Annotated in this window: 22 protein-coding genes; 9 read left to right on the forward strand and 13 right to left on the reverse strand. The window is 44.9% G+C overall.

From position 1 onward, the window contains the following. Positions 1-22: 22 nt before the first annotated feature. The 11 genes from B9T10_RS08645 to B9T10_RS08695 form a co-directional block, all read right to left on the reverse strand. Complete coding sequence (locus B9T10_RS08645; protein ID WP_008315475.1) at positions 23-2,119, reverse strand: AAA family ATPase; 2,097 nt, start codon at positions 2,117-2,119, stop codon at positions 23-25. Positions 2,120-2,134: 15 nt separating this feature from the next. Then, positions 2,135-2,803, reverse strand: coding sequence for a heme exporter protein CcmB (gene ccmB / locus B9T10_RS08650; protein WP_094538279.1), 669 nt, complete (start codon positions 2,801-2,803; stop codon positions 2,135-2,137). Positions 2,804-2,812: 9 nt separating this feature from the next. Further along, complete coding sequence (ccmA, locus tag B9T10_RS08655) at positions 2,813-3,448, reverse strand: cytochrome c biogenesis heme-transporting ATPase CcmA (RefSeq protein ID WP_018122749.1); 636 nt, start codon at positions 3,446-3,448, stop codon at positions 2,813-2,815. Beyond that, positions 3,448-5,175, reverse strand: coding sequence for a c-type cytochrome biogenesis protein CcmI (gene ccmI / locus B9T10_RS08660; protein ID WP_094538280.1), 1,728 nt, complete (start codon positions 5,173-5,175; stop codon positions 3,448-3,450). The genes ccmA and ccmI overlap by 1 nt, the downstream gene beginning before the upstream one ends. Then, positions 5,172-5,630, reverse strand: a complete 459-nt coding sequence (locus tag B9T10_RS08665; protein ID WP_008315468.1) for a cytochrome c-type biogenesis protein — start codon at positions 5,628-5,630, stop codon at positions 5,172-5,174. Before B9T10_RS08665 ends, ccmI begins: the two co-directional genes overlap by 4 nt. Then, positions 5,630-6,181, reverse strand: a complete 552-nt coding sequence (locus B9T10_RS08670) for a DsbE family thiol:disulfide interchange protein (RefSeq protein WP_008315467.1) — start codon at positions 6,179-6,181, stop codon at positions 5,630-5,632. The genes B9T10_RS08665 and B9T10_RS08670 overlap by 1 nt, the downstream gene beginning before the upstream one ends. A 9-nt stretch (positions 6,182-6,190) precedes the next feature. Continuing rightward, the gene (locus B9T10_RS08675; protein WP_094538281.1) at positions 6,191-8,173 is read right to left on the reverse strand and encodes a heme lyase CcmF/NrfE family subunit; all 1,983 of its coding nucleotides are present in this window, start codon (positions 8,171-8,173) and stop codon (positions 6,191-6,193) included. 2 nt (positions 8,174-8,175) lie between these two features. Next, a complete protein-coding gene (ccmE, locus tag B9T10_RS08680) occupies positions 8,176-8,646 on the reverse strand; it encodes a cytochrome c maturation protein CcmE (protein ID WP_008315465.1) in 471 nt (156 codons plus the stop codon). Beyond that, the gene (ccmD, locus tag B9T10_RS08685) at positions 8,643-8,816 is read right to left on the reverse strand and encodes a heme exporter protein CcmD (protein ID WP_008315464.1); all 174 of its coding nucleotides are present in this window, start codon (positions 8,814-8,816) and stop codon (positions 8,643-8,645) included. The genes ccmE and ccmD overlap by 4 nt, the downstream gene beginning before the upstream one ends. Before the next feature lie 14 nt (positions 8,817-8,830). Continuing rightward, positions 8,831-9,571 carry a heme ABC transporter permease CcmC gene (gene ccmC, locus B9T10_RS08690; RefSeq protein WP_008315463.1) on the reverse strand — a complete coding sequence of 247 codons (741 nt, stop codon included), beginning with the start codon at positions 9,569-9,571 and terminating at the stop codon, positions 8,831-8,833. Positions 9,572-9,673: 102 nt separating this feature from the next. Continuing rightward, positions 9,674-10,192 carry a dihydrofolate reductase gene (locus B9T10_RS08695; protein ID WP_094491775.1) on the reverse strand — a complete coding sequence of 173 codons (519 nt, stop codon included), beginning with the start codon at positions 10,190-10,192 and terminating at the stop codon, positions 9,674-9,676. Positions 10,193-10,389: 197 nt separating this feature from the next. On the opposite strand from B9T10_RS08695, the gene aas reads away from it, so the two are divergent. Genes aas through B9T10_RS08720 form a run of 5 tightly spaced genes read left to right on the forward strand, consistent with a single transcriptional unit; the run spans position 10,390 to position 15,261 of the window. Beyond that, on the forward strand, positions 10,390-12,519 hold the full coding sequence (gene aas / locus B9T10_RS08700; protein WP_094538282.1) for a bifunctional acyl-ACP--phospholipid O-acyltransferase/long-chain-fatty-acid--ACP ligase: 2,130 nt from the start codon (positions 10,390-10,392) through the stop codon (positions 12,517-12,519). Then, positions 12,516-13,700 (forward strand): lysophospholipid transporter LplT, encoded by a 1,185-nt coding sequence (gene lplT / locus B9T10_RS08705; RefSeq protein ID WP_094538283.1) that lies wholly within the window; start codon positions 12,516-12,518, stop codon positions 13,698-13,700. The genes aas and lplT overlap by 4 nt, the downstream gene beginning before the upstream one ends. Then, positions 13,697-14,311, forward strand: coding sequence for a DUF922 domain-containing protein (locus tag B9T10_RS08710; protein WP_094538284.1), 615 nt, complete (start codon positions 13,697-13,699; stop codon positions 14,309-14,311). Before lplT ends, B9T10_RS08710 begins: the two co-directional genes overlap by 4 nt. 48 nt (positions 14,312-14,359) lie before the next feature. Continuing rightward, the gene (locus B9T10_RS08715) at positions 14,360-14,734 is read left to right on the forward strand and encodes a type IV pilus modification PilV family protein (RefSeq protein WP_246781929.1); all 375 of its coding nucleotides are present in this window, start codon (positions 14,360-14,362) and stop codon (positions 14,732-14,734) included. Further along, positions 14,734-15,261: a hypothetical protein gene (locus tag B9T10_RS08720; RefSeq protein WP_094538285.1), complete on the forward strand. Its 528-nt coding sequence runs from the start codon at positions 14,734-14,736 to the stop codon at positions 15,259-15,261. Before B9T10_RS08715 ends, B9T10_RS08720 begins: the two co-directional genes overlap by 1 nt. Before the next feature lie 39 nt (positions 15,262-15,300). Here B9T10_RS08720 and B9T10_RS08725 read toward each other — a convergent pair whose 3' ends face one another. Next, positions 15,301-15,603: a YhbY family RNA-binding protein gene (locus B9T10_RS08725; protein ID WP_008315455.1), complete on the reverse strand. Its 303-nt coding sequence runs from the start codon at positions 15,601-15,603 to the stop codon at positions 15,301-15,303. Between the two features lie 261 nt (positions 15,604-15,864). Between B9T10_RS08725 and B9T10_RS08735 the strand changes: the two genes are divergently transcribed. The 3 genes from B9T10_RS08735 to ftsH all read left to right on the forward strand — a co-directional run bounded on the left by B9T10_RS08735 (position 15,865) and on the right by ftsH (position 19,235). Then, entirely contained in the window at positions 15,865-16,575 is a 711-nt protein-coding gene (locus B9T10_RS08735) for a 16S rRNA pseudouridine(516) synthase (protein WP_246782186.1), read from the forward strand. A gap of 11 nt (positions 16,576-16,586) precedes the next feature. Continuing rightward, positions 16,587-17,222 carry a 23S rRNA (uridine(2552)-2'-O)-methyltransferase RlmE gene (gene rlmE / locus B9T10_RS08740; RefSeq protein WP_008315452.1) on the forward strand — a complete coding sequence of 212 codons (636 nt, stop codon included), beginning with the start codon at positions 16,587-16,589 and terminating at the stop codon, positions 17,220-17,222. Positions 17,223-17,387: 165 nt separating this feature from the next. Next, the gene (gene ftsH / locus B9T10_RS08745; RefSeq protein ID WP_246781931.1) at positions 17,388-19,235 is read left to right on the forward strand and encodes an ATP-dependent zinc metalloprotease FtsH; all 1,848 of its coding nucleotides are present in this window, start codon (positions 17,388-17,390) and stop codon (positions 19,233-19,235) included. Between the two features lie 41 nt (positions 19,236-19,276). Here the strand turns inward: ftsH and B9T10_RS08750 are convergent, their stop codons facing one another. Next, positions 19,277-19,744: an Lrp/AsnC family transcriptional regulator gene (locus tag B9T10_RS08750; RefSeq protein ID WP_008315449.1), complete on the reverse strand. Its 468-nt coding sequence runs from the start codon at positions 19,742-19,744 to the stop codon at positions 19,277-19,279. Positions 19,745-19,868: 124 nt separating this feature from the next. Here B9T10_RS08750 and B9T10_RS08755 point away from each other — a divergent pair, with 124 nt between their 5' ends. Further along, complete coding sequence (locus B9T10_RS08755; RefSeq protein WP_063503238.1) at positions 19,869-20,486, forward strand: LysE family translocator; 618 nt, start codon at positions 19,869-19,871, stop codon at positions 20,484-20,486. The last annotated feature ends 1 nt before the right edge of the window (position 20,487 follow it).

The following is a 20,487-nucleotide window of genomic DNA, read 5'->3' on the forward strand; positions in this document are numbered from 1 at the left end:
GGGGGATTTTTCATTGTATGATCTATTTATTTTGCACAAACCCAATGGTGGTGCCTTTTGATTCTTTGAGTGTATTCTCTTTAACCAATTGAGTGACGATCTCTTCTGGCGTTGTGATCACGCCCAATTTTGCTTGACGGGCAGAGATGGCAAAATCCCCCGGCGTCAAACGCGTCATTTTCTTAAACTCAGCCTCTAAATTCATGTCCACAGATTGAAAACCTAAATAACGGCATTGCTCATTAAAGAGAAGCCAAGCTTGATCCGCTTTTAGGTAATCAAATTTCACTTTAAAGTCAAAACGGCGGAGCATCGCTTGATCAAGATGATCCATTAAGTTTGTGGTGGCAATGAAAATGCCGGAGAACTCTTCCATTTGAGTGAGCATCTCATTGACCATCGTGATCTCGTAATTTTGCTGAGCAGAGCGGCGATCTCTTAAAAAGCTGTCCACTTCATCCATCAATAAAATGGCGCCTGTGGTGGTGGCTTCATAAAAGGCTTCGGCGATTTGTTTTTCCGTCTCGCCCACATATTTATCCATCAAATCAGACACTTTTTTGATGAGTAATGGCTTATTTAAATAGTCCGCTAAATAGTGTGCAAATGCAGATTTACCAGTGCCAGAAGCACCATATAAACAAATGCGCGCTTCGTTGAAGACTTTTAAGCGTTCTGCAAGGAGGGCTAAATTTGAATCCGTATTGGTAAAGGCAGGATTATAAATGTCACTGAGCCCACCAATTTTTGCCACGCGAATTTCAGGGTTGCCTTGGGCTTTTAAGGTGCCATTGATGATTGTGGTGGCCGCTTCATCAAAGTTTTCTGCCACGTCATCATAAATGGTGTTGAGCACTTTTGCGGTGCGATCAATGATGGCAGGCACCAACGCCTTAGACAGGGCAAGCGTATTTAATGTATTCGGGCTGAGTTTGCCTTTTAATGCAGATTCAAGCATCGCTTTACGTTCAGACTTTGGCGGAGAAGCTAAATGGAAAGTAAAGTCAAAGCGGCGAATGATGGCAGGATCAATGTCGTACGTATCATTACAGATCCAAATGGTGGGGATTTGATTGGTTTCTAAAATGTGGTTGAACCACGCTTTAGAGAAATTTGGTAATCCATCTGCACCTGCATCAAAAAAGACATCTTCAATTTCATCAAAAATGATCAGCGATTTTTGATTACAAAAGAAGTTTTGTGCTGCTAAATAGGCATATAAGCGTTGCTCACCTTTTTCCACGCCTTCGCCATGAATGGATTCAGACACCACTTCATAAGCCGCCACTTTAAAGTGTTCCACCAACGTGCGCGCAAGCTCTGTTTTACCTGTGCCAGGCTCACCATAAATGAGGATGTTGACGCCTTTTTGGTTGTGATCAAGCGCGTGCTGTAAATAAGGCACTAAAATATTGAGCTCAGTGTTTAAGTAGCCAAAATTGTCTAAAGATAAAGCCGCAGGCTTACTTTTCGACACCACATCTTTCAGGATGTTATAAGGTGTCGTTTCATGGGAGAACATCGCTTCAATGAAATTGCGGGACAACAAATCAATTTTGCCACGGAAAAAGAGCGAAGGGCCATGATGCACACGCATTAAACCTGTGCGGGCAAGGGCGCCATTTGAGGAGAGCGCCGCTTGAATCTCTTGCGGCGTTTTTTGCAATAAAAATGCCAAAATGCGATTGAGTTGATCAGAGCTGATTGCGCCAAGTTGATCTAACGCATTATTAAGCAAAGGCTCATTATACGTGATGAGCGTGAACTCTAAGAGCGCACATTCCACATCTGACAAATGAATGAGGGCTTTGAGATTGTCTAAGTTGTGGGTCAGATCAAGATTGTATGGCGTGGCAAACGTTGCCGGATCATTCAATAATTTTTGTTGTTGATCACGCAATGTTTTGAGGATGTCCGCACGATTCAACGGCGGTTTACAGTTGAGCCATTTATCTAAGCCGATGGCGGTGGCGAGTTGATCATCACTGAAAAAATCTTTATGGATGAATTCGCGATGACCGCCTAAATCTAAAATGGTGGTCAAAATCCAAGCATGCACAATTGGCGACAATTGTTGTGGATAGTCCAAAGCGGGCGTGGTAGTTTTTTTGGTTGTCATGTAACACTCGAAATTTTAATGAAGACTGATGCGTAACGCAAAAGCTGTAATCAATGGTGCAGCAGCAAGGGCGATCAAATCAAGGGCGGCGAATACGGCATAAAAACCAATCACAGAATGGCCTTCGATGATGCGTAATGTGGCTTGCACACCAAAAATTAAAACAGGTAAAAAGAGCGGCAAGGCGATGATGCTAAGGAGTAAACCTGCGCGCTTCAGTTGTAGGGTGAGTGCGGTGCAAATGGCACCGATGCAGCTCAAGACAGGTGTGCCGATGAGCAGTAAAAATGTGGTTTCAAGGGCATCTGGCACCGAGAAATAGAGCATTAAGCCCAAAATAGGGGAAACAATGATGAGGGGCAACGCCGTTAAACACCAATGGGCAACGATTTTAGCGAGCACCACAACCACAAGTGGCGAGCCTGAAATCATCAATTGTTCAAGGGAGCCATCATCATAATCACTTTTAAAAAGGCGATCCATAATGAGCATGTTTGAGAGCAGCGCGCCAATCCATAAAATGGCGGGCGAAACTTCATGGAGCACTTTTTGATTATCTAATCCTAAACCGAGCGGAAAGAGACTCACCACAATCAAAAAGAAGATCATGGGGGTGAGCAATTCCGAGCGTTGGCGCATGCCTAATTGAAGGTCACGCTTGATGACCGCAGTAAAAACACTCATGAGGCTGATCTATTTCCTATAACTCTCTATCATTTCGTGCTTATTATACACACCTTCTGAAGGCGTTTGATGAGAAGTGAAGAGGATCGCGCCATTTTGTTGGTGATGTTCTGTAATGGCGGCTTCTAAAATCGCCACAGAGCGCTTATCTAAAGCGGTGAAGGGTTCATCTAAAATCCAAATGGCTTTTGGCTCAAGCCACAAGCGAGAGAGGGCAACGCGGCGTCTTTGTCCTGCGGATAAGTAACGCATCGCGCGGTTTTGTGTGGGGATCAATAATGTTTCAAACACCGATAAAATCTCCGCCTCAGAACGATGAATGCCCTGAATTTTGAGCATGGCATCGATGTTTTCATAGGCGGTGAGATCATCTTTTAAGCCAAGGGCGTGCCCGACATACAAAATGTGACGATGATATGTGTGGGCAAGCTCTTTGCGATTGAGTCCATTGAAGCTGATGTCACCTTGATAGATGCTGTTTAAACCTGCGATCACGCGTAAAAATGTGGTTTTACCTGCGCCATTTTCCCCTTCAATATAGACGCTGTCGCCATTTTTGAGGGTCAAGGTGACGGGGGAAAACACTTTTCGATAATTGCGCGTTGCGCTCACTTGATCAATCTGTAAGGTGAAATCAGCAAACATTATGGGGCCACCGGTGAGGTTTTAGAGGTTTCACGGATTTGATCGAGCATTAAAACAACGCTTGAATGCTCAGGTGAAATCGGCATTTTTACGCTTTCGATGTCACCGGCTTGACCCACGGCTTCAGAGCCTTGGCTTAAACGCGCGCCCACGGTTAAATTCGGGGTGGCAAATAAGCTTGGATTGCCAGCCATTAAGCGATCTTGATCCGTGATCTCAAGGGTTAAAGGGAAAGTTAAGCTGTTTGCTGAATCAATGGCTTTTGCGGCAAGCGGCATGCGTGAACCTTCTTGGGAAATGAAGAGGGTTAAACGTGCGCTGTCAGGCAATGAGCTTAAATCCACATCAGGTGCATTGATTTGCACTAAATAACGGGCAGCCGTTTTTGCTTTTGCAGCATCGATGGTTTTTTGCATCACATCATTGATGGCATCCGCTTCACTGCTTGGCATGAAGGCAACTGCGCTTTCATAGGCACCTTTTGGCAATTCAACCACATCTGTGAGATACAGAATCTCATCACCATCGATGGGCTTTAATGTACCAAACACCGCTAAATGCTCAAAATTACGAATGGGCGTTGTCACTGTATCAAAGCGGTTAAAGTCATTGAGCACCATCATATCAGGCACTGTTTGATTCGGTGCAATTAAGCTCTCTTTAAAGGCAATCGGTGTATTGTCCTCAAAGTCCATCATATACAGCGTCATGATGAGTGGGGAAGTGATGGTTTGCCAATCAATCGGGGCATCGAGCACAGTTTTGACATCAAAGTTACGCACTTGTGCTGTTTCCATCATGCCTTGCTCGATTGACGCAATGAATGTGTCCAAAGTTTTGAGCGCTTGCTCACCTTGCGGATTGCCTTTTGCGCTTTTGGCCAATAAGTCACGCATCTCTTTCCATTGGGCGATGGACTCTTTAAATTGTCCGCGCTCATAGAGGGCTTCTGCGTACAAAATGCGTAAATATGTATCGTTAGGATACATGGTGAAAAAGTGATCTAAGCGTTCAACAAGGCGTTTAGGGATTTTCTTTTTCGCACTTTGAAGGTCAGCTTCTAACACAGAAACATTGGCGATGTAATCGGTGGGCGAGAGCTCTAATACACGGTTATAAGCATCTAAAGTGCCCGGCGTCCATTGAGCGCTGTATGCAAGTTTACCGAGCAATTTTAACAGCTTTGGATTGTCATGGGTCTGTTTTGCACTCATGTAAAAGAGCGTTGGGAACACATAACGCAAATCTTCAAACAATTCAGGTTTAGGCGGCTGAGGTTCCACTTCCACGATGCTTTTGAAGGTTTCTAATTCGCTGTCCGGAATGCGATCTAACCACGCTTGTAGTTCAGGCGTGAGTTCACCACGTTTTTGATCATATTCTTGCACATCTTGTGTATATGAATGCGCCCAAAAGCCGCCAATGGCTGCCACAGGGAAGATCAATGCCACCACAGAAATCACAGTGCGCGCACCAGTTGACAATTGACTTTGATGTTTTTTCGTGAGTTTTAATAAATCACGGGCAGCTTCCGCTTGCTTTTGCTCATATTGCGTTTGCGTGATCACGCCATTGTCTAAACTCTTTTTCAAGCGTGCTTCGGTGGCCAGATAATTTTTGGTATAAATATCTTGCAGCGTCGGCTCTGCGGCTGTTTTGTGTTGAAACAGCGGATAAAAGATGATGAGCATCGTCAAGACAAAGAGGATGATGGAAAAGAAAATCATTGGTGTGAATCCTTTTTATTTAACAGCTCAGAAAGTTGCTGGGCTTCTGAAGGTGATAAGGGCTGAACAACTTCCTCAGTCGGCTTTTTACGGCGCGCAAAGACGATGATGAGCACAAGTAATAAGATCACCGCAGGGCCAAACCATAAAAACCAAGTGATGGGTTTGACAGGGGGCGTATAGAGCACAAAATCACCATAACGATCCACCATAAAGGTGAGGATTTCACTGTCGCTGCGGCCATCGTTGATCATCAAATAGACACGATCTTTTAAATCTTTTGCAAGCGGTGCATCTGAATCCGCTAAGTTCTGATTTTGGCATTTCGGGCAGCGTAAATCTGTGATTAAGTGGTTAAAGCGGGTTTCTTGCACTTTGTCTGAAAAGTCATACACATTCACATTTGCCAAGGCAAAGCTGCTCATGAGGAATAGCATTGTTAACAATCGTCTCATTAGGATGGATCTCCTGTTTGCATGATCTCTTCATAGATGGCTTTAAGCTGCGTGTCCCAAATCTCCGGTAAAATCGCACCCACGTGACGATAATGAATCACGTTGTTTTGATCGATGAAGTAAGTTTCAGGTGCACCATAAACGCCAAGCTCGATGCCGACCGCACCGCTCATGTCTAAAAAGTTAAAGAGATAAGGATTACCTAGCTCTTCAAGCCATTCGTATGCTTTTTCAGGATCATCTTTGTAATTGACGCCATAAATTTTGACGCCTTGATCTTTTAACACATTCAAGGTGGCATGTTCATCACGGCATGTGGGGCACCACGTTGCCCAAACATTGAGTAGGGCAGGGCCTTTGATGTCCTCATTGGTGATGATTTCCGCAATGTGCCCAGGTTCAACCAATTTACTGGCACTGAATTCAGGCACTTGTTTGCCTTCACGCGTGGAGGGCAATTTGCTCGGATCATTGCCAAGGGTGATGAAGAAGAAGGCAAAAATCACAACCAATACGCTCACGGTGATGGCGATGATGACAGGCTTTTTCATACAATTCTCCTATTTTTCCGCACGTTCAGGACGGCGCAATGCCAACATGGCAAGCAACGCTGCAATCGAGATGATCACGCCGCCTAACCAAATCCAACGAATGAAAGGTTTGACATACAAGCGAATTGCCCAGCTTTGACCGGGGCGCTCTTCTGCCAATGCAATGTAGAGATCATCAAAGAGGGAAGCGCGCAACGCAACTTCACTGATGGGCATGCCACTTGCGGCATAGATGCGTTTTTCAGGATGCATCATGCGTAAGAATTTGCCCTGATAGCTTACAGAGAATGTCCCTTTGGTGGCAAAGTAGTTCGGCCCTTTGATGTTTTCTAAATTCTCAAGCTTAAATTCATAGCCTTGCACCACTTCCGTTTGCCCAACTTTGAGTAAACGATCCGCTTCAACGCTGTAGTAACTGGTCATCGTGATGCCCACGATGGTGACCACCACACCTAAGTGACCTAAGTTCATGGCAACGCGTGACATTGACTGCGTAAAGAAGCCTTTGATGAAGCTGACGTTGCGTGGTTTATGCATCGCAATTTCTGCCAAAATGCCGAAAAAGACCCAGTAACATAAAATGAGGCCCAATGTCACCATCGGGTTGATGAGCGGCATGCGATCGGCATGACCTTCGGGCAATAAACCATTGACATATAAAACGTAGGCGGCGTTCGATAAAGGACCCATGATCACCGCAGCAATCGCCATGATGATGAGCGGTTTACGAATGCGGCTCAATTGATCTTTCTTGTAGCGCACAAGTGGCGTGATGCCAAGGATCACCAATAAAATCATCGCCAATGGATTGACGGTCTTATTGAAGAAGTTTGGCCCCACAGAAATCTTACCGATTTGTAACATGTCCACAATGAGCGGATAGAGTGTGCCAAGCACCACAATAAAACAGACCACAGATAAGAAGATGTTATTGAGTAAAATGCCGGTTTCACGCGAAAAGAGCGCCACGCCATTGTGCTGACGAATGCGGCTTGAGCGCATGAGTAACAACGCAATTCCGAAGATCACAACACAGGCTAAAATGATGAGGATGATGGCACCGCGGCGAGGGTCGGCAGCAAATGAATGCACCGAAGTCAAAACACCTGAGCGCACTAAGAATGTGCCCAAAACGCTCAATGAGAAGCAAAGGATGGCCATCAGCACAGACCAAACGGAGAAGACTTGACGTTTTTCTGTGGTGATCAATGAGTGCAATAAAGCGGTGGATAAAATCCAAGGGATGAGGGAGGCATTTTCCACAGGATCCCAGAACCACCAGCCGCCCCAGCCCAATTCATAGTAAGCCCACCAACTGCCAACGGTGATGCCGAGGGTTAAAAAGCCCCAAGCCGCCAATACCCAAGGGCGCAACCAACGCACAGTGGTGCGATCAATGTAACCATTGATCAAAATGGCGCACACAAAGGCATACGGAATGGCAAAGCCCACATAACCCATATAGAGTAAAGGCGGGTGGATGATGAGCCCAACGTCTTGCAACAATGGATTTAAGTCACGGCCATCAAACACAATGCTGTTGATCGCGCGTTCAAATGGGTTCGATGTGAAGATCACAAAGGCGATGAAAGAGGCGATGATGGCGCCTAAAATTGCCAGCGTGGTTGCCGTCAATTCGATGGGCAATTTACGCATAAAGAAGATCGCCACGAACATCCATAAAGAGAGCGTGAAGACCCACAATAACATCGAGCCTTCATGGCTGCCCCAAATCGCCGTTAGGCGGAAAATGGCGGGCAGCTGTGTGTTTGAGTTGCTGAACACATACGCATAACTGAAGTCATTGGTATAAAAAGCATAACCTAAGCTCACAAACGAGGTGAGCAGCAGCACAAAGAGCCACAAGGTTAGAGGTTTGGCCGTTTGCATCAGTTTTGTGTTGTGTGTCACAAGTCCAATCAACGGTAGAAAGAGCAATAAAAGCGCTGTCGCGAGCGCAACGTAAAGTGTTAATTCACCAATGGGTAGCATGCTTATTCCTTCGGAGCGCCGGGGTGTCTAGAGTTTTCATCAATCACGATGCCAGATTTTTCAAGTGAAGCTTTCACTTCAGGTGGCATATAAGTTTCATCGTGTTTTGCAAGGATTTCTGTGGCGGTGAAGTGATGATTGTCATCTAATACACCTGTTGCAATCACGCCTTGGCCTTCGCGGAATAAGTCTGGCAACATTTTGTCATAGGTGACATGCACGCGATCTTGACCATCCATGATGTCAAATGCCACGTCGATCACTTCATCACTTTTCACCAATGACCCCGGTGCCACAAGTCCGCCAATGCGAATTGAGCGATCTACAGGTGCTTTGCCTTCTTTAACTTCCACAGGCGAATAATAATAGTTGAGTTCACTTCTTGATGCATAAATGAGTAAACCAATGGCGGCTAAGGTAATCACCACTAAACCCACCACAATGATGGCACGTTGTTTTTGCTTTGGCGTCATGAGTCAATCCCCTCTTGTTTCATAGTGTTGCGTAATTTTTTATTCTCGCTCAGTAGCGGAATCACAAGGCTGAGCAGACAGATCAAAAAGAATCCGTAGCTTAACCAGACGTAGAGACCATGCTTCCCCATTTGCAGAAATTCTGCAAAGCTCCCAAATGCAAATGTCATAGATACTCCGTGGGTTATTGATTTAAATAGTGCTTCATGAGTTTCTCTTTATAGATGAGGTTCACGCTCTTTTTGAGCACATACCCTGAAGTAAAGAGGCCATAAGCTAAGATCATTAAAATCAGTGGTAAAAACATCTCCATCTGAATCGACGGTCCGCCAGAGGCAAAGACTGTACTCTTTTGATGAAGCGAGTTAAAGAAAAAGACAGAAACTTTCACCAAAATGGCCACCGCAATGCCGATCACGGCGAGGATGGAGGTAAAAATGTCTGCTGTTTGGCGATCTTCGATCGCATGGTCAAAGGCAATGTAGCCAATGTAGAAAAAGAGTAAGAGCAACTCAGAGGTTAAGCGAATGTCCCAGACCCACCAAGTGCCCCAGGTCGGCGCGCCCCAAATGGCACCGGTGACCAAGGCGATGAGCGTACAGGTTGCGCCCACAACGGCAATGCTTCTGACCACTAACGTTAACAGTTTAACGCGCCAAATCAAAAAGCATAAACTCATCACCGCCATGGTGATGTATAGCGCAGTAGAGAGCATCGCGGCAGGCACATGAATGTAGATGATGCGAAAACTGTTGCCTTGTTGATAATCAGCTGGGGCAAAGCCTAAGCCCAATGTTAAACCCACAATGCCCAAGATTAAACTGAGCCATAAGCAATAAGGCGCAATGGCATTGGCCAATGGCACATAGTATTTATAGCTGGCATATTTCTTATACCAACTGACTTTTTTGGTGGTCACAGCCATAATTCACTCGATTTAAAAACATAATGCACAATTATAGCGAAGTTGCTAAATTTTGCAGTAGCTAAAAACGGATTCCCCGTCAATTTACAGAAGGTTTACAAATTAGTTTTGTGAGGGAAAATCCCAGATTTCAAAGGTAAATGGGTGGGCATGTTTTTCATCCATAGGATGATGTTCGCGGCTCACGAGTGTTGCTGTTTCAAATGGTAAATTAAGGATTTCAGGCAGTTGTGTATCCCCCACAATGTCTGCATCTACACGCGTGACGTATAAGCGATTCATCATCGGGATGGCTGAGCGATAAAGCTGGGCACCGCCAATGATCATGATCTCAGGCGAATCATTAAAAGTTTCTATCGCTGTCATTAAATTTGTAAAGTAATGGACATTTTCTGGCAAATTTTCAGGGGCGCTTTGTGAGCTGATCACGATGTTTGCGCGCTTAGGCAGCGGGCGACCTAGAGATTCATAGGTTTTTCGTCCCATGATGATGGGTTTACCCACAGTGTTTTGTTTGAAAAATCCTAAGTCATCGGGCAAGTGCCAGGGCAAACTGTTGTTGATGCCGATGGTGCCATTGTTGGCAATGGCCACGATCAAAGAGAGGGTTGAAGACGACATATGATCCTCATAAATAATGGGTGAGGCGCGATTATACTGAAGTTATGCTGAAAATATAATGCCGATGCTGGGCAATTAGATTACAGTGCTTGCATGGAAAGGTGGCCGTAAAGGCAAAAAATCTTCAAATAAACATTGATTAATATTTAAAATCTTTTAAACTAAACACTGTTTTATTATTCTGCATGGTCAAATTTATGAGAACAATTTTAAGAGTCATTTTTAAGCTTTTCTTTAACATTCAAACAAAGCTCGACCCACAAGCGTGCCAAACCCATGGCGTTGTGGTGTGTAACCATCAGTCCTTTTTAGATGGCGTACTTCTTGGGGTTTTTTTACCACAGCGCCCGTTGTTTGTGATCAACACGGACATTGCCAATCGTTGGTATTTTAAACCCTTTTTAAAATTCATTGACCATGTAACCGTTGATCCCTTGCACCCGATGTCTGTTAAATTGCTGACAAAAGTGGTGGCCAGTGGCCGCACCATCGTGATCTTCCCTGAAGGGCGCATTACATTAACAGGGAGCCTCATGAAAATTTATGAAGGGGCAGCCTTTGTGGCGAGTAAAGCAAAAGTGCCTTTGATTCCTGTGATGCTTGAAGGCGCAGAATATTCATATTTCAGCCGCTTAAAAGGCTTGGTGAAGCAGCGTCTATTTACGCCAATCACCATCACAATGGGCGCGCCGATTAATGTGCCAACGCCAGAGCATTTGTATGGCAAAGCGCGCCGCCAATATTTGGCAAAATACACGCATGAATTGATGATGGACATGCGCATTGAGATTTTTGCGCCCACCTCTTTATTTGACATGGTGGTGCAATCGGCGCGTCGCTTTGGCATGGATGCCATCTGTTTAGAAGACATTCAGCGTAAACCTGAATCTTATGGGCAGTTCATCACCAAGATTTTAGGCATCAGCCGCATTGTTGAGCGTTTGACAGAAAAAAATGAACATGTGGGCGTATTACTGCCAAATGCCAGCGGCTCAATTGCGACGATTATGGCGCTGAATTTAACGGGGCGCGTCTGTGCATTATTAAATTACACCGCGGGCGTGGATGGGATGAATGCTGCGATCACAGCTGCGAATGTGAAAACCGTGTTAACCTCACGCATCTTTTTAGAGAAAGGCAATTTAACCCATTTAGTGGCGGCGTTTCCTGAGATCCATTGGGTGTATGCAGAAGATTTACGTAAAGCAATTACAACCGAGGATAAACTTTGGGTGGTGAAAGCAAAACTCATGCCCAAGCGTTATTTGCCGGAACCTGACCCGGATGCAGAAGCTGTGATTTTATTCACATCAGGCTCTGAAGGTAAACCTAAAGGCGTTGTGCATACCAACCGTTCATTATTGACGAATGTGGAGCAGCTCTTTACGGTGGCAGACTTTACAACTAAAGATATCTTTTTCTCAGCATTGCCCATCTTCCATGCTTTTGGTTTAACGGCAGGCACGCTCCTTGGTTTGCGTTCGGGTTGCCGCATCTTTTTGTATCCCTCGCCGCTGCATTATCGCGTCATTCCTGAAATGGTGTATGACACAGGCGCAACCGTACTGTTTGGCACCTCCACATTTTTACAAAATTATGCACGCTTTGCCAATCCGTATGATTTTCGCACGCTGCGTTATGTGGTGGCTGGGGCAGAGCGCTTGTCTGAATCGGTGCGTGATGTGTGGTCAGAAAAATTTGGCATCCGCATTTTAGAAGGCTACGGCGCAACTGAATGCTCACCTGTGATCTCGATCAATGTGCCGATGAGCTATAAAGAGAATACGATTGGTAAAATCTTGCCGGGCATGCGCGCTCGATTAGAAACCATCGATGGCATCGCAGAAGGCGGGCAATTGATCGTTCAAGGTGGCAATGTGATGAAAGGTTATCTCTTTTACAATGCGCCGAATCAATTGGTGCCAACGGAATATCAAGGTGAAAAGGGGTGGTACAACACAGGCGATATTGTGGCGATGGATGATGAAGGGTATTTAACCATCAAGGGGCGCGTCAAACGCTTTGCGAAGATTGCGGGTGAAATGGTGACATTAGAAACCACAGAGCGATTGTTTAAATTGGCATATCCTGAGCATGATCATGCAGCTGTGGTGCGTAAAGATGCGAGCAAAGGTGAGGCAATTGTCTTATTCACCACCGCAAGTGATATGGATCGAAAAACAGTGAGCACATTGGCAAAAGAGCTTGGTTTATCTGAATTATCAGTGGCGCGTGATGTGCGCTCTGTGAAAGAAATTCCGCTGTTAGGTTCAGGGAAGGTTGATTATGCAGGCTTAACCGAACAAGTGATGGAAGAGGGCGCATGACAATGGTGTCGGATCGTTTGTTCAATCGGGGCGTATTGAGTGTGGTCAATGCGCAGTTTTTCTCAGCATTGGCGGACAATGCACTCTTTTTTGCCCTCCTAGAATTGCTCGACCATTTAGGCGCATTAAAAGAGAGCACGTATCTATTGCAAGCATGCTTTTTAGCGGCATATATTTTGCTTGCGCCCTTTGTGGGATTATTTGCGGACAATCAGTCAAAATCTCGGGTGTTAATGCTGGGCAATGGCGCAAAACTATTGGGTGTCGCACTGTTATTTGTTGGGGCATCACCATTTGTGGCATATGCCATTGTGGGCATTGGCGCGGCGATCTATTCACCGGCGAAATTTGGCATTTTAAGTGAATTGGTGACAACGCGTTTATTGGTTAAAGTCAATGGATTGGTGGAAGGTTCCACCATCTTAGCCATATTATTGGGCGCGTATGTGGGCGGCTTATTGGCAGAATGGAACATGACGATGGCCTTTTTATTTGCAGGCTTAATGTATGGCGTTGCCTTAATCTTTAATGTGTTCATTCCGAAAATTAAACGCGCACGTCATGACAGCTTTACGCCTAGCGCATTGCTCAAAAGCTTTGGTGAAATTTTATGGCGCTTACTGAGAGATCCTGGCGCGCGTTTTGCCATTTTGGGCACCAGCCTCTTTTGGGGCGCTGCCACCACGTTACGTTTATTGCTCAATGATTGGGTGCGCGAAGTGTTAGGCGGTGGCACAGAAATGGTGGCCGCTTTAAGTGCGATTGTCAGCATCGGGATTGTGGTGGGCGCACTCCTTGCATCATTGTTCATCACGATCGAACGCTTAAGATATTGTTTATGGGCAGGTTTGATGATGGGCATTTTATGTGTGTTATTTGCGTATCAGACTGACACCATCATGGTGTATGGCTTATTGATCTGCATTGGTGCGATGGGAGGATTGTTTGTGATTCCGATGAATGCATTATTGCAAACCCGCGGTCAATCCTTTGAGAGCACAGGTACAGCGATTGCTGTACAGAACTTTGCTGAAAACAGCGTGATGATCATTATGATGGTGATCTTTGGCGTGCTGGCAGCGCAACAGGTGCCCGTGTTGGCACTCATGGTGAGCTTTGGTCTCTTTTTTATGCTCGGCGTTGTGGGGCTGTTCATTCATTTAAGGTGTCATTGCACATGAAAAGACGCTTGAGTTTAGGTTTCATGCTGAGCATGTGTGCGCCCCTTAATGCGTTGGAGGTTGAATTGTCCATCCATCATTATCCTGTGGTGATTGAGTCGGGGCAATCGTTAGATGATGCGATGCTTCAAGCAGCGCGGTCAGTGCCTAATCTAGCAGCGTCAGATCTTGGGCATGATCACCACGCTGTGAGCAGTTATGCCGCATCGGTGGCCCTTCAATCCCTAGATCATCATTATGATGCACAGCATCAGCGTTGCGTCTTAACGGATTTAACACTGACCCTCGATGGAGAGATGGTGTTGCCCATGTTAAAGAAGGGCTCAATTGATGAAAAGGCGTTTGCAAAAGAGTATGCTGCCCTCAAAGCCCATGAGCTGCATCATCAGTCATTGTGGGCACAATCATTGCGTGATTATGAGGCTAAGTTTCGTGGGTTGAGCCTTGAAGATGATGAGGGATGTGGCGCATTATTTCATGAGATAAATCAAGAAATGAGCAAAACCTTACGGCAAATTGAGGCGGTGAATCTTGCCTATGATTGCGACAGCTATGGTGTGGCATTTGATCTTTCATTCTGTGAGCGTCACAGTGATGACGAAGGTGATTAATTTTTGTTATCATAGCCGCCGTATGCCGAATTATACTCAGAGGGTAAGATGACAATAAAAAGACAACAAGGCTCATTTCTGTTGGAGTTTTTAATCTCGCTGGCCATTTTTTCCATCGCATTGGTGGGGCTTGTGAAATTACAAAACAGAGCAGTCAAGGATCTTGGTGAAGTTCGCACAGAGATGGCAGTGCCCATTTTGATTGCCGATTTTACAGATCGCCTCAATTTACAGCCAAAAGACAATAATGTGTTAGATCCTGCGTCGGTTGCGGCACTGAAAAAGACGGCCAATGCATTATTAAAAGATGTGACAGTGAATGGCCCAACCATCACGATTATTGATTTAGATGATCCCGCCATTAAAACACCTTACACAGTGGTGCTTGATGATAGCCGTCGTGAACCGGAGCCTAATAAATAATGCGTATACTTCAAAAACAACAAGGATTCATCTTATACATTACGTTGATCATGTTGATCATTTTTGCCGTCATTGGTTTAGGTTTGTATCAGCAAAACACCAGTGTCACTCGAAGTGTTCAGTATGTGAGCTTTAAGCAAGAAACGGAAGATCTTGCCATGCGTGCTTTGAATCAGATTGAAGAGACTCAAATCAGCGTAGAGAATGCATGGAAAGCGTGCACAACAAAAACAGGTGTTTTGTGTGATGCCATTGCAGAAAATGCACTCAATAAAGCTGTGACAGAGATGCGAGAAGGTAAAGCGCCTTCAAAGATTGATAATGGTGGAGAGTGGAAAAACCTCGCGATGAAAGGGACGTTTTCTGGCAATGGACAAGTGTATTATGTGATCCAAAATTTGGGCTTAAATCCAGATGAAAAGCGTTATCGCATGTATCGCACCACAATCATTGCGCAAGTGCTCGATACCTTTACTGTGATCAGTTCAGTGATGGCAGCGCCGGCTCAGCCACAGAAAAAACCATAATGTGGATAAAAATTAACCCCTATGTGAGGGGTTAATTGTTTATTTAAAGAAAATTTTTGGCTCTTCGTGATTGCGCTTAAACAAGGTGATCACGTTGCCGATGTGTTGAATCATCGTTGCGCCTAAGGCTTCTGTGATTTGTGCAGCAATGGCTTTTTTCGCATCGCGATCATCGCCAGCGATACGAATTTTGATCAATTCATGGTATTCTATCGCACGTTCTGCTTCTGCTAAGAATGATTCTGTCACGCCTTTCTCGCCCATGATTAAAACTGGCTTCATGGAGTGAGCAAGACCTTTTAAAGAGTGAATGTGTTCTTTGGTTAATTTCATTTGAGTCATGAGTAACGATCCTAGTCAAAAAAAAGTGGAGGCAAGCTTATCGCAACCTCACAAAATCCAACAGCTTTTCTTAAGCTTAAGAATGCTTGCCGTGACATTTTTGGTTGCGGGCATAATCTTGGTGGTCATTTTACCATTCTTTTCTTTATCAAAACGAGATGAATTCATTCTATTGATCTTTTATGGATTGGTCAGTGGCGGTTTCTTAATGGCCAGGGCGCGTTCTTTGACATTAAAACAAAATAAAACCCCGAAACATTAATGAGATTGTTTCAACTGTTGTTAGATGGCGGCTACGCTAAAAAGCGCATTCATCAATTGTTTAAAGGGGGCAAAGTCCTCATCAATAGTCAATCTGTTTTTGATGATGCCATTGAAGTGGATGGGCAATTGCATGAAGTTTTAGTGGATGGCGCGCCTTTTTCCCTTAAACAGCATCACTATTATTTAATGAATAAACCTAAAGGCGTGGTGTGTGCCGTCAAAGATGCTGCGCATCCGACGGTGTGTGATCGATTGCCAAAAGGCGTTGTGCCCATTGGCCGCCTTGATCGCAATACAGAAGGCTTATTAATTTTAACGGACAATGGACAACTGTGTTACCGCTTGCCATTGCCACAATATCATGTGACCAAAAAATATCGCGTGGTGGTCAATGGTGCGTTGACTGAACAAATGGTGACACAATTTATGCAGGGCATTGAGTTTATCGGCGGGATTTGTTGTGCGCCTGCTAAACTTGATATTATAAGCAGCAGTGAAACGATGAGCGAAGCTTTTGTAACCTTAACAGAAGGCAAATTTCATCAAGTGAAAAAGATGTTTCTAGCGGTTGATCGTTATGTGCTAGAGCTTCAACGCATTGAGTATGGTCCACTTTGTTTGGGCCATGATTTACAACCGGGACAATTTCGGGCATTGACGCCAAGTGAGGTCAAAATGCTCTGGGATTGTGCCCAATTGCAATATTAAAGTGAATAATTATGGGTAAAAAACGTACACCAAGCAGTTCAAGATGGCTCAAAGAGCATCATGATGATGAATATGTATTACGTGCACGCAAGGAAAACTGGCGTTCACGCGCGATCTATAAACTTTCAGAAATGGATGAGAAAGATCGTTTATTTAAACCGGGCATGACGATTGTGGACTTAGGGGCAGCGCCCGGCAGTTGGTCGCAATACGCGATGCATAAAGTGGGGCACAATGGTAAGGTGTTCGCCTTAGACATTTTGCCAATGAATCCTGTGGCAGGCGTGGACATCATTACCGGTGACTTTCGTGAAGAGAGCGTCTTACATGAATTAGAAGCCTTATTAGATGGCCGTAAAATTGATGTGGTGATCTCGGACATGGCGCCAAACACAAGCGGCATGAAAGGTGTGGATCAGCCGCGCATGATGTATTTATTAGATTTAGCGTTTGATTTCTCTTATCACCATTTAAAACCGGGCGGCGATTTCTTAATGAAAATCTTCCAAGGGGAAGGCTTTGAGGAGTATTTAAAGCAATTGCGCGAGAATTTCGACAAAGTCCTCACACGTAAGCCAAAAGCCTCACGTGCTCGCAGTTCAGAGATCTATCTATTAGCGCGCGGCTTTAAAGGTCGCAAAGAGTAACGCAACCATTGAATTTAATATATTTAGCCCCATTCATGTGTCAATGGTGACTAAATTCAAGATATTCGGTATAGTTGCAGTTTGAAATTTATTCTCATAAACCACAATTTTTTAACTTAGCAAGAGGTTAATCTTTTGAAATATAACGGAAGAGATATCATTGTTTTGATCGTCGCAATACTTGGTGTATTGTTGGTGTTTCAAAACTTTGGCAGCACCCCAGGGCAAGGCATGGCGTATTCAGAGTTCTTGAATGCCATCGATGACGGGCGTGTGAAAGAAGTGACAATTGCAGGACCGGAAATCAATGGTACCTACAGCAGCGGTCAGCGTTTTACCACATATAATCCTGAAACCAATAATGGTATGTTGATCGATTTGTTGCGTGCAAAAGATGTAACGATCGTGGGTAAAGAGATGCGTTCACGCGGAATTTTGCTCTCCATTATCTTGAATTTATTGCCTGTATTGATTTTATTTGGCCTCATCATGTTCATGATGCGTCAATCAGGGGGCGGTGGTAAAAACCCGATGAGCTTTGGTAAATCTAAAGCGAAGATGCTCAACGCCGATGAAGTGAAAACCCGTTTTTCAGACGTTGCGGGCGCCGATGAAGCGAAGCAAGAAGTGGGCGAAGTGGTGGAATTCTTACGTGATCCCACTAAATTCCAGCGTTTAGGCGGTAAAATGCCCAAAGGTATTTTGATGGTTGGCCCACCTGGAACCGGTAAAACCTTACTGGCTAAAGCCATTGCCGGTGAAGCAGGCGTGCCATTTTTCACGATTTCAGGCTCTGACTTTATGGAGATGTTCGTGGGCGTGGGTGCGGCACGTGTGCGCGATATGTTCGAACAAGCGAAAAAACATGCGCCTTGCATCATCTTCATCGATGAAATTGATGCGGTCGGTCGTCATCGTGGTTCAGGTTTAGGCGGTGGACATGATGAACGTGAACAAACCTTGAACCAAATGCTTGTGGAAATGGATGGCTTTGGCGATAACTCAGGCATCATCATCATTGCAGCGACAAACCGTGTGGATGTCTTAGATCCTGCATTGTTGCGCCCAGGTCGTTTTGACCGTCAAGTGGTTGTGCCATTGCCTGACATTAAAGGCCGTGAAGCGATTTTAAAAGTGCATTTGCGTAAAGTGCCGTTAGCTGCAGATGTGGATGTGTTGAGTTTAGCAAAAGGAACACCAGGCTTTTCAGGTGCGGATTTAGCAAACTTAGTCAATGAAGCAGCACTCTTTGCAGCGCGTCAAAATAAAAATGATGTGGGCATGGATGATATGGAATCTGCTAAAGATAAAATCTTCATGGGGGCAGAACGTCGCTCATTGATGATGACGGCAGATGAAATGCGTTTAACAGCGTATCATGAAGCTGGGCATGCGATTGTGGCGTATCGCTTAAAATCTGATCCTGTGTATAAAGTGACCATCATTCCGCGTGGCCGTGCATTGGGTGTGACTTGGACATTGCCAGAAAATGACAGCGTCAGCAATTCACGTCAATGGCTCAACAACAAAATGGCGATGATTTTTGGTGGCCGCATTGCCGAAGAGCTTATTTTTGGTTATGACAAAGTGACCACCGGCGCAATGAGTGACATTCAGCATTCCACCAACATGGCGCGCAACATGGTGACAAAATGGGGTTTATCTGACAAGTTAGGTTTCCTATTTTATGCACCCGATGGTGATGGTGGCATGATGGGTCGCCCATCTCAAGGTCAGGATACAATGTCAAATGAGACAGCGTTATTGATCGATGAAGAGGTGCGCCGCATTGTGAACGAAAACTATGCCCGTGCGAAAAAAGTGTTAGAAGATGACATCGAGCGCTTACACCGTATGGCGAATGTGTTGTTAGATGTGGAAACCATCGATGCACAGCAAGTGGATGACATCATGCATGATCGCGAACTTAGTAACTCTTCGTTAAACAGTAAGCCAAAAGATGATGGTGGTTCAGCAGCTGAGCCGACACCACCGACGTTAGACTTTGTTTAATGGATGATGAAAAAGCGCCGAAAGGCGCTTTTTTTATGCCGCTAAATTGGCAAACTGTGGGTGAGTTTGACGGTATCCATTGGTACATCAGTTTTGACACTCAAAATTGCTTTGATGGTGGTGAGTTTATTGGCATGAAAATGGCGATAGCTGTCCAAATCTTTCGTCACAATGCGAAGCCATGCATCACATTCGCCCGCCATTAAATGACACTCGATGATCTCTGGCATGTCTTGAATGGCATCAATGAAGCTATCGATGGTTTTCGCATCTTGTGCTTTAAACCACACGCGGGAAAAAAGGGTTAAGCCTGCATCGACTTTTGCGCCATCAATGATGGCCACATAGCGCTTAATCACGCCAGCTTCTTGCAGTAATTTCACACGGCGCAAGCAAGGTGAAGGCGACAATCCCACAAGTTTGGCAAGATCAGTATTCGCTAAGCTTGCATCCTTTTGTAATGCCCTTAAAATGCGGCGATCAATGCTGTCTAATTTTATCGGTGTCATATGCTAATTTTTCATCAATATTTGAAATAAAATGGCAAAATATCATTGATGAATGATAACTACAATCAAAAATTTCAACAATGAAAGACTACAATAGCAGCCGTTTTGTATTGGGGTGGAACTCATGGCTTTTGATAATGTGTTGTTGTTTGGGATCGCGGTTTTTCCTTTGGTGTGTACGCCAGGGCCCGATGTTTTATTCATTGCTTCTCAGGGTTTAACGGCAGGGAAGCGCGCGGTGATGATTGCCAATGCAGGGATTTTAACCGGTTATTGTGTGCATGCCATTTTAAGTGCCCTTGGCGTGGCGGCATTGGTGGCAGCCTCTCCGATTTTATTTAATGTGATCCGTTGGGTGGGTGTTGCATATTTACTATATTTAGCGGCATGCATGATCCGTTCTGCCATGAAGCGCGGGATTTTAGAGATTGCCAAAGATGCTAAAATCACGCAGCACCTTTTTCGTAAGGGCTTTTTAACGAGCTTTTTAAACCCGAAAGGTTTGCTCATTTATTTGGCGATTTTACCGAATTTTATTAAATCCTCAGAGCCTTATGCATTGCAAGCCTTAATGCTTGCGGGCATCTTCATTGTGAGCTGCGCCGTTGTTTATAGTTTAATCGGTTTAAGCTTAGCGAGCCTTGGCAATAAGGGCGCGCCAAGCGATACGCGCCGCAGAGTCGTGGAAGGATTTTCAGGGAGTTTATTGTTAATTGCCGCAGGATACATTGCAGTGAATTAAT

Source organism: Wohlfahrtiimonas chitiniclastica, from assembly GCF_002252325.1.
In the GTDB taxonomy this organism is placed as follows: Bacteria; Pseudomonadota; Gammaproteobacteria; order Cardiobacteriales; family Wohlfahrtiimonadaceae; genus Wohlfahrtiimonas; species Wohlfahrtiimonas chitiniclastica.

Bases quoted from the DNA above. Each gene is read 5' to 3' on its own strand.
- B9T10_RS08670 (WP_008315467.1), bottom strand. From the start codon at position 6,181: ATGAAAAAGCCTGTCATCATCGCCATCACCGTGAGCGTATTGGTTGTG.
- B9T10_RS08695 (WP_094491775.1), bottom strand. From the start codon at position 10,192: ATGTCGTCTTCAACCCTCTCTTTGATCGTGGCCATTGCCAACAATGGC.
- B9T10_RS08645 (WP_008315475.1), bottom strand. From the start codon at position 2,119: ATGACAACCAAAAAAACTACCACGCCCGCTTTGGACTATCCACAACAA.
- B9T10_RS08735 (WP_246782186.1), top strand. From the start codon at position 15,865: ATGAGATTGTTTCAACTGTTGTTAGATGGCGGCTACGCTAAAAAGCGC.
- ccmD (WP_008315464.1), bottom strand. From the start codon at position 8,816: ATGACATTTGCATTTGGGAGCTTTGCAGAATTTCTGCAAATGGGGAAG.
- B9T10_RS08675 (WP_094538281.1), bottom strand. From the start codon at position 8,173: ATGCTACCCATTGGTGAATTAACACTTTACGTTGCGCTCGCGACAGCG.
- B9T10_RS08755 (WP_063503238.1), top strand. From the start codon at position 19,869: ATGGCTTTTGATAATGTGTTGTTGTTTGGGATCGCGGTTTTTCCTTTG.
- B9T10_RS08715 (WP_246781929.1), top strand. From the start codon at position 14,360: ATGACAATAAAAAGACAACAAGGCTCATTTCTGTTGGAGTTTTTAATC.
- ccmB (WP_094538279.1), bottom strand. From the start codon at position 2,803: ATGAGTGTTTTTACTGCGGTCATCAAGCGTGACCTTCAATTAGGCATG.
- ccmA (WP_018122749.1), bottom strand. From the start codon at position 3,448: ATGTTTGCTGATTTCACCTTACAGATTGATCAAGTGAGCGCAACGCGC.
- ccmE (WP_008315465.1), bottom strand. From the start codon at position 8,646: ATGACGCCAAAGCAAAAACAACGTGCCATCATTGTGGTGGGTTTAGTG.
- B9T10_RS08710 (WP_094538284.1), top strand. From the start codon at position 13,697: ATGAAAAGACGCTTGAGTTTAGGTTTCATGCTGAGCATGTGTGCGCCC.
- ccmC (WP_008315463.1), bottom strand. From the start codon at position 9,571: ATGGCTGTGACCACCAAAAAAGTCAGTTGGTATAAGAAATATGCCAGC.
- ccmI (WP_094538280.1), bottom strand. From the start codon at position 5,175: ATGATTTTCTTTTCCATCATCCTCTTTGTCTTGACGATGCTCATCATC.
- rlmE (WP_008315452.1), top strand. From the start codon at position 16,587: ATGGGTAAAAAACGTACACCAAGCAGTTCAAGATGGCTCAAAGAGCAT.
- B9T10_RS08720 (WP_094538285.1), top strand. From the start codon at position 14,734: ATGCGTATACTTCAAAAACAACAAGGATTCATCTTATACATTACGTTG.
- aas (WP_094538282.1), top strand. From the start codon at position 10,390: ATGAGAACAATTTTAAGAGTCATTTTTAAGCTTTTCTTTAACATTCAA.
- lplT (WP_094538283.1), top strand. From the start codon at position 12,516: ATGACAATGGTGTCGGATCGTTTGTTCAATCGGGGCGTATTGAGTGTG.
- B9T10_RS08665 (WP_008315468.1), bottom strand. From the start codon at position 5,630: ATGAGACGATTGTTAACAATGCTATTCCTCATGAGCAGCTTTGCCTTG.
- B9T10_RS08750 (WP_008315449.1), bottom strand. From the start codon at position 19,744: ATGACACCGATAAAATTAGACAGCATTGATCGCCGCATTTTAAGGGCA.
- B9T10_RS08725 (WP_008315455.1), bottom strand. From the start codon at position 15,603: ATGACTCAAATGAAATTAACCAAAGAACACATTCACTCTTTAAAAGGT.